Here is a 4,687-nt window from a genome sequence, read left to right as displayed (position 1 = left end):
GGAGAACTCCACCCCCACCATCAGACCGACGACCACGGTGGTGAAGACCTCAAGTGCGTCGAGCATGATGACCTCTTCTGGATCTAGTGTTGCTAGATGGTGAGGCAACGCTAGTCCTGTTGCCGCTCGATTGTCTAGCGGTGATAGAATCACAGCATGTCGGTACAGGAACGCAAGCAGCGCGAACGGGCGGACCGCGAGCGCCTCATCGTGGCGACAGCCCGTGAACTCGCCGAGCAGCAGGGCTGGGACGCGGTCACCACCCGTCGGCTCGCCGAGCGCATCGAATACAGCCAGCCCGTCCTCTACAGCCATTTCCGCGGCAAGCGCGAGATCATCGGCGCCGTCGCCCTCGAAGGCGCCGCCGAGATGGCCGCGGCGCTGCGGGCCGCGACCTCCGCCGCGGACGGCCCTCGCACCCGGGTCACCGCCCTCGCCCGCACCTATCTCGACTTCGCCGCACGCAACCAGGCGGTCTACGACGCCATGTTCCAGCTCGACGGCGGCCTGGTGTTCGCGAACGAGGACACCCCGGAGCCTCTGAAGGACGCCTTCGCCGCCCTGCTGGAAAGCCTCGGCGAGGTCGCCGGGGACGGCGTCCACCCGGGACTGTTCACCGAGGTGTTCTGGGCGGCCCTGCACGGACTGGCCACCCTGACCCGAGCGGGACGACTGCCGCCCGAGGACACCGAGCGGAGGACGGAGCTATTGGTGGACCGGCTCGCCATGCTCTGACCCACCGGGACCGGCGACGATCGTCAACGCCCGGCCCGTGCGGGAGGGGCAGTACCATCCGCCGCTCGTTCGACCTCGACGAACAGGTTGCGCGGGAACCACAGGCTGCTCGCGCCCGCCAGCGCGAGGATTGCCGCCCCGATCAGCACCGGCACGATGCCGACTCGGGAAGCGAGCCATCCCCCGGCGAAGGCGCCAACAGGCAGGGTGGCGGTCAACACCGCCTGGAGGAGGGCATTAACGCGCCCCAGCAGGTGGGCGGGGGTGATGAGCTGCCGCCCCGTGGTCATGGCGACCGTCCAGACGGTGGCCAGCAGTCCAAACAGCAGCTCATACAGAACCAGCACCGGAAACGCGAGCCCCAGGGAGGCCGCGGGGATGAAGAAGAGGCTCGCCCCCGCACCCAGGGCGCACACCTGGATGACCCGGCTCATCCCCAGCACCCGGGTGGCCGATGTCGCGACGAGCACGCCGGTTCCCATGCCGACCGCATATGCGGCGTACACCGTGCCGAGCTGCCACGAGGGCAGCCCCAGTTCCCGGACCGCGTACAGAACGAACAGGCCGCTTCCCGCGCCTCCTCCCAGGTTGAGCCCGGCTGCGGCCAGGGCCTGCCGACGTAACAACGTTTCGCGCCGGATGACCGTCAGCCCTTCCCTGAGGGCATCGATACGGGACCGTGCGCTCGTGCCGACGTCATCCGCCGACCGGTTCAGCGACGTCGGCAGCGCGAGAAACAGGGCCCCGCCGATGACATAGGCGGCGCACTCCACCAGGAGCGCCGGGGCCGGGTCGACGATGCCAATCAGGACGCCGCCAAGCGCGGGTCCGCCGATCAGGCCGGCCGTCCGGGCCCCGGTGAGCGAGGAGTTGGCAGGCATGAGCTGTTGCGAGGGCACCACGCGAGGCAGGCAAGACTGCAGCGCGACACTCTGCGTGGAGCTCAGGGCTCCGGAGACGGCGGCTGCGGCGAACAAGTGTGACCAGGTCAGGCCGTTCAGCGCGGAGGCGAGCGGCACGCTGCCGATGACGGGGACCTGCGTCCATGCCACGGCAACCAGCAGGCGGCGCAGCCTGGCTCGGTCGACGACCACTCCGATCAGCGGACTCAGCACGACACCGGGAAGGTAGGCCATCGCGATGAGTGCGGAGGTTCCCTGCGGGCCGGCGTGCAGATAAGCGACAGCAAGGAGCGGCAGCGCCAGAGCGGTGACCTGACGCCCCACTGAACTCGTCATCTGCTCCACGACAAGGAGCAGCAGAGGACGATTCCGACGCAGCGTAACGCGCTCGGCCTTGGCCGTCGGCGTGGGTGGTCGGGGCTCCGGAGGCACCATGTCAGATCCCTGTGTCGAGTACGGGCTTCGCCGGCGCCGAAGCGGCCCGCGCATCCTGTCGGTGCGCGGGCTCCGGTCCGGCCTCGGTATTGGTGATCAGTTGCTGATCGCCGGGGCGTTGCGCAGGTAGGTCTCGTCGGTCACTTGGCTGAGCAGGAAGGCGGCCATGTCGGCGCGACTGATGGAGAGGTCCACCACCCCGTGGCCGTAGTGTCCGACCTTGATGGCTCCAGTGGCGGGCTTGTCGTTGAGTTTGGCCACGCGGACCAGCGTCCAGTCCAGGTCGCTGGCGCGTACCGCCTCCGCCGCGGAGCGCACCTCGGCCCAGGCTCGGGGCGCGGCGGTCCTGACGAGTTGGACGAGGGCTTTGAACTTGAGGTCCGGCCGATCGGCCGGGTCCGGAACGCTGCATGTGGACACGACCACGAAGCGTTTGACGCCGGCGGTGTCCATGGCGGCGATGATCCTTCGGGTCGCGGCACTCTCGGAGCCGACGCCCTCAATGACGGCGTCCGCGGGGCGGACCGCTTCGAGAATCGACTGGTCGTCATCGAGCTGTCCGGCAGCGATGGTGAGGTTCGCGTGCGTGAGAGGGAGCTTGCCGGGTGTGCGGGCGTAGGCCGTGACCACATGCCCCGCGTCAAGGGCTTGCCGCACCAGCAGTTGCCCCATCCGTCCGGTCGCTCCGAAGATTGTGATCCTCATGGTGGGCTGCACCTTCCTGAGGGAAAACCACTAAAGGTTGTTTACCAGTGAAGGTAGCACGGCGGTCTAGGATGGGCGGCATCATGAATCAGGCGGAGGATCCCCAGACGGCGCGATGCATGCAGATCCTGTCGGTCATCGGCGACCTGTGGACGCTGGCGATCGTGATGACACTGCAGGCTTCGGGGATGCGCTTCAACGAACTTCAGCGGGCCATCCCGAAGGTCAACGCGGTCACCCTGACCAACCGCCTGCGCAAGCTGGAGGACGCCGGCATCGTCAGCCGGGTCGCGGAGACGAGGAGCAAGCAGTCGACGCTGTACGACCTCACTCCATTCGGTCGCAAGCTGCTGCCGATTGTCGATGCGGTGCGTACCGTCGCGCTCGACCTGGAGCGTTCAGGGCAGGCCCCCTGAACGGGCGGACGGCAGCAGAACCGGGCGGACGGCAGCAGAACCGGCTGGCCGCCCTGGAGGACGTCGCCACCACCCCATGGGAGAAAAGCCCTGCGGCAGCGGAGCCGTTGACGACTACGATCACCCGATGACGCACCTCACATACCCGGCCAAGCCCCGGCCTGGAGATCGCGTTGCGGTCCTCTCCCCCTCGTCCGGCCTGCCCGGTCTGCTGCCCATGCCCTACGAACTGGGATTACGCAGGCTCCAGAGCGACTTCGGGCTGGAGACGGTGGAATACCCCACGTCTCGCCAGATGGCCGCGACCCCACAAGAACGCGCCGCCGATATCCACGCGGCCTTCGCCGACCCCCAGATCAAAGCAGTGCTCGCCAGCATCGGCGGCGACGACCAGATCAGTGTGCTCCCGCACCTCGACCGCGATCTCCTCCGAGCCAATCCCAAGCCCTTCTTCGGCCACAGCGACAACACCAACCTGCTGATCCTCCTCCGGAACCTGGGCATCGTCGGCTACCACGGCGGTTCGGTAATGGTCGAACTCGGACGCCCCGGCGCCATGCACCCACTGACCGAAGGATCCCTCCGGGCGGCCCTGTTCACGTCCGGCGAGTACGAGCTCACGCCCCCCGATGCTTCCGGAGACGTCGACCGCCCCTGGGAGGACCCACAGACGTTCGAAGCCGAACCGGAGATGGAACCCGCCGAGGGATGGACCTGGCACAACGCGGACCGGGTAATCGAAGGGAGCAGTTGGGGCGGCAACCTGGAGATCCTGTCCTGGCTGCTGATGGCCGACCGCGAAATACAACAGGCCGACACGTACTCCGGCAACGTCCTCTTCCTGGAGACATCCGAAGAAATGCCGGGAGCAGAGGAGGTCTACCGAATCCTGCGGAACATGGGCGAACGGGGACTCCTGCGGCAGTTCCCGGCACTGCTGATGGGCCGGGCCAAGAGCTGGTCATTCGAACAACGGCTGACCATCCCGAAGCGAACGGACTTCCGGCAGCAACAACGCGAAGCCGTCCTGCGGGCACTCAACCAGTACGCCCCCGACACGATGACGGTGTTCGACGTCGACCTGGGCCACACAGACCCACAGTTCGTCATCCCCTACGGCGGTCGTATCCGAGTGGACGGCCCAGCACGCCGAATCAGTGTCACCTACTGATCCATCCGTTGAATCATGCGGAACGCACGATGCCGTGCGGCACCATCCTCGACCGCTCTCCCGAGGACCGGATCCAGTCGCACGCCGACCTGTGGCCTCTCCAAGACGTGCATCGTCCAGCGCCCAAGGCTCTCCCGCGTCCATCGGCGCTCACAACACCTCCCCAACCAACCCTCCCCGCCACCAAAGCCAGCTCGCAGACGCTAGGCCGAGTGGCATGGGGCAGTGATCCCTTCGTGCGTGCCCCGCAGGGCAAGCATCTGGCAGCCGGGAGCAAAGCAGCAGAACAGACAAGGCCCCCCGGGGAGTCTCCCCCTGGGGCC

The 4,687-nt window shown here is 67.4% G+C and carries 5 protein-coding genes; 3 read left to right on the top strand and 2 right to left on the bottom strand.

The annotated features are described in order from the left end of the window. The first annotated feature begins 156 nt into the window (after positions 1-156). The gene (locus QR77_RS37105; RefSeq protein ID WP_040026370.1) at positions 157-735 is read left to right on the top strand and encodes a TetR/AcrR family transcriptional regulator; all 579 of its coding nucleotides are present in this window, start codon (positions 157-159) and stop codon (positions 733-735) included. A gap of 23 nt (positions 736-758) precedes the next feature. Here QR77_RS37105 and QR77_RS37100 read toward each other — a convergent pair whose 3' ends face one another. Both QR77_RS37100 and QR77_RS37095 read right to left on the bottom strand, forming a co-directional pair. Continuing rightward, entirely contained in the window at positions 759-1,973 is a 1,215-nt protein-coding gene (locus QR77_RS37100) for an MFS transporter (RefSeq protein ID WP_236711209.1), read from the bottom strand. 195 nt (positions 1,974-2,168) lie between these two features. Then, positions 2,169-2,777, bottom strand: coding sequence for an NAD(P)H-binding protein (locus QR77_RS37095; RefSeq protein ID WP_040026369.1), 609 nt, complete (start codon positions 2,775-2,777; stop codon positions 2,169-2,171). An 83-nt stretch (positions 2,778-2,860) separates the two neighbouring features. On the opposite strand from QR77_RS37095, the gene QR77_RS37090 reads away from it, so the two are divergent. Together QR77_RS37090 and QR77_RS37085 are read left to right on the top strand one after the other, a co-directional pair. Beyond that, positions 2,861-3,193, top strand: coding sequence for a helix-turn-helix domain-containing protein (locus tag QR77_RS37090; RefSeq protein ID WP_160310994.1), 333 nt, complete (start codon positions 2,861-2,863; stop codon positions 3,191-3,193). A 127-nt stretch (positions 3,194-3,320) separates the two neighbouring features. After that, positions 3,321-4,364, top strand: a complete 1,044-nt coding sequence (locus QR77_RS37085; protein WP_040029310.1) for a S66 peptidase family protein — start codon at positions 3,321-3,323, stop codon at positions 4,362-4,364. The last annotated feature ends 323 nt before the right edge of the window (positions 4,365-4,687 follow it).

Origin of the sequence: Streptomyces sp. 150FB (assembly GCF_000818195.1) — a bacterium.
GTDB lineage: Bacteria > Actinomycetota > Actinomycetes > Streptomycetales > Streptomycetaceae > Streptomyces.
This window is presented reverse-complemented; position numbering and strand designations above follow the sequence as displayed.

Excerpts from the sequence above, each read along its gene's own strand:
- QR77_RS37100 (WP_236711209.1), bottom strand. The coding sequence starts at position 1,973 with ATGACGAGTTCAGTGGGGCGTCAGGTCACCGCTCTGGCGCTGCCGCTC.
- QR77_RS37095 (WP_040026369.1), bottom strand. The coding sequence starts at position 2,777 with ATGAGGATCACAATCTTCGGAGCGACCGGACGGATGGGGCAACTGCTG.
- QR77_RS37090 (WP_160310994.1), top strand. The coding sequence starts at position 2,861 with ATGAATCAGGCGGAGGATCCCCAGACGGCGCGATGCATGCAGATCCTG.
- QR77_RS37085 (WP_040029310.1), top strand. The coding sequence starts at position 3,321 with ATGACGCACCTCACATACCCGGCCAAGCCCCGGCCTGGAGATCGCGTT.
- QR77_RS37105 (WP_040026370.1), top strand. The coding sequence starts at position 157 with ATGTCGGTACAGGAACGCAAGCAGCGCGAACGGGCGGACCGCGAGCGC.